Genomic DNA, 2281 nt, shown 5'->3' on the forward strand with positions numbered 1-2281 from the left:
ATTCAAACGCATCGCTATGCGTGCCGGCAAAACGGACAAAAGCTTCAGCGCCATGATCTGTCTCGCTGCAGCCATCATCCACTCACGGTGAATCCCCACAGACCTTAATCCATTGGGGGAGAATTTTCACGAGCTTGCGGACGAGCGATAATTGAAGCGCCAGATGAAAATCCTTCGTTATATTGACGCAGGAGGCGCCTGGTCCGGCTCCAAAATTCTCAATGCCGTTGATACGATCCCCGCTATCAGCAAAGCTCTCGCCGTGATGGATGCGATAATGGTGGACTCCGGGGCATCGGGATGATCCGATATGAGTGTTTTATGGCTGGCAATGGGGATCATCATAACTGCGGATGGGACCTCGCCCGCGCCTGCCTTTGTGATATTCGCCAAAATAGCTCTCGTCGCCTTCGACCTTATTTTCAGCGGGTGTTTTATAAGCAATCTGCTTTGCAATCATCTCACGCAATGTGCACCAGAATAGTGCGGCTGATGCCCACAAGTTCTGTTGCACGCGGGCAGGCTTACCCGCGACAAAATGCTTCCAGAAGCATTCAGGGGTACTAATAGACAGACCACAATGGGTTTATGTCATATATCAGCCTTCTGTCGGCTTGCCTGTGCCAGCCCTAATGATAATCTTATATAACCAGGCCGCCTCCACAAACCATTTTATACTTGACATAGCATGATTAAACGCTTTATTAATATTTTATTAATTTATAATATTTGCGTTACAATATTTTTGAACTTTATGCTTTCTCAAATCATGAAATGTCATTTAAAAATCAGCTAAATTTGATGTTAATATAAACTATGGCGAGATCAGATTTTGTCTGCCTTTATCACACAATGAAGTAAAAAGTTCTCTTCTTTAACGTATTATCTGAAAAGGGCAGGACATTGAGCATACCCGGAAATACAATTCCACTCCAGAAACGGACTTCGCGTCTCAACGCACTTCAGTCTTTTCGGGGAATTGCTGCCTTTGCTGTTATCATAAATCATATTCTGGCCTGTTACCCAACGGGGAACACGGTTACTGATTCGTTATTCCCGGCTATCGCAAACAGCCATGCCGCTGTGGTCGTTTTTTTTGTTCTGAGCGGTTTCGTACTTAGTTTCTCGCTGGAGAAATGCACAGCAACAGTCAGTGACGTAATATCATTTTACATCAAACGCATTTTCAGAATATTACCGCTTCTGATCGTTATAACGGCATTGTCCATTCTCTATACGCTTGCACCGATTTCCACTCGCTCCGTATCCGCTGGCAATTCATTTCTTTCTGGTCTGATGGAACATGGGCCGCTCATTTCTCAGGTCGCGGTCATTAAATGTTTTCTTGGTCTTGCAAGTCATTACGTGCCGCAGAACTGGACGCTGACCACAGAACTCCTGGTTGCGCTGGTCTTTCCATTCTTCTTTTTCATCTCACGCAAAGACTGGAACTGGTTTTTCTGTCTTCTGCTACTGACGCTTACTCTCAGTTTTGTGGCGACTTACCAGTCCGGGGGAGTATGGCTCCCGGCGATTTATACGGTCGATTTTGTCATCGGGATCGGCTGCTATCGCCTGTGGCAGGAACGGGGTGGCGTATCGCACAGCTCTTCCTCCCCAGTCTTCCTTATCGGACTCGCTGCTCTTTTACTCGGGAATCCGTTGGTCCATATCATAAGCGGAACAATGCCTTCCTTTCACAGTGCTACCGTTTCTCTGATCGAGGCACTCGCTGCAGCGATGATGATTTTTGAACTTGCATCCGGACGTGGCATGCACAGGTTTCTGGAACGTCCCAGCCTTGTCTATCTGGGTAATATTTCTTACGGACTCTACATAACCCATTTCCTGGTTTTAGTGATCCTGGCACGACTGATGAACACATTTCTCTTATCAGTCGATCCGGCGTGGCGTTGGATAATCATGAGTATCAGTGTCAATGCTGTAACTGTCGTCCTCGCAGCATGCTTCTATCCACTGATCGAGTTACCCTTCAACAGACTTGGAAAAATCATTGCATCCAATGTCGCAAACTGGACAGCTCCCAAAAAAAAGAGCTTTCAGTTGTTCAGATAGGTATGCGACTAAAACAATTTTTCTTCGCCCGTTTCCCATGATTTGAGATGGCATGTATCGCAGGTCAGGTAGACCTGAGCAGATAAGCTCTGATCTAGAGGGTGTTATGTACTTTCGTGTGCGATTGGTTCAGTAATGCTGAATGACGCAAGCCCGCAAGCCGTATCCCTCTGACGTATCAGACGAAGAATGGTCGTTGGTTGTT

At 46.4% G+C, this 2281-nt stretch carries 2 protein-coding genes; both read left to right on the forward strand.

All coding sequences use genetic code 11. The features are described 5' to 3' along the window. Positions 1 to 151 precede the first annotated feature (151 nt). Complete coding sequence (locus GOB93_RS20740) at positions 152 to 304, forward strand: hypothetical protein (protein WP_173585251.1); 153 nt, start codon at positions 152 to 154, stop codon at positions 302 to 304. A 599-nt stretch (positions 305 to 903) separates the two neighbouring features. Beyond that, positions 904 to 2076: an acyltransferase family protein gene (locus GOB93_RS20745; protein WP_173585252.1), complete on the forward strand. Its 1173-nt coding sequence runs from the start codon at positions 904 to 906 to the stop codon at positions 2074 to 2076. Positions 2077 to 2281: the final 205 nt, after the last annotated feature.

Source organism: Acetobacter musti (assembly GCF_011516835.1).
In the GTDB taxonomy this organism is placed as follows: domain Bacteria; phylum Pseudomonadota; class Alphaproteobacteria; order Acetobacterales; family Acetobacteraceae; genus Acetobacter; species Acetobacter musti.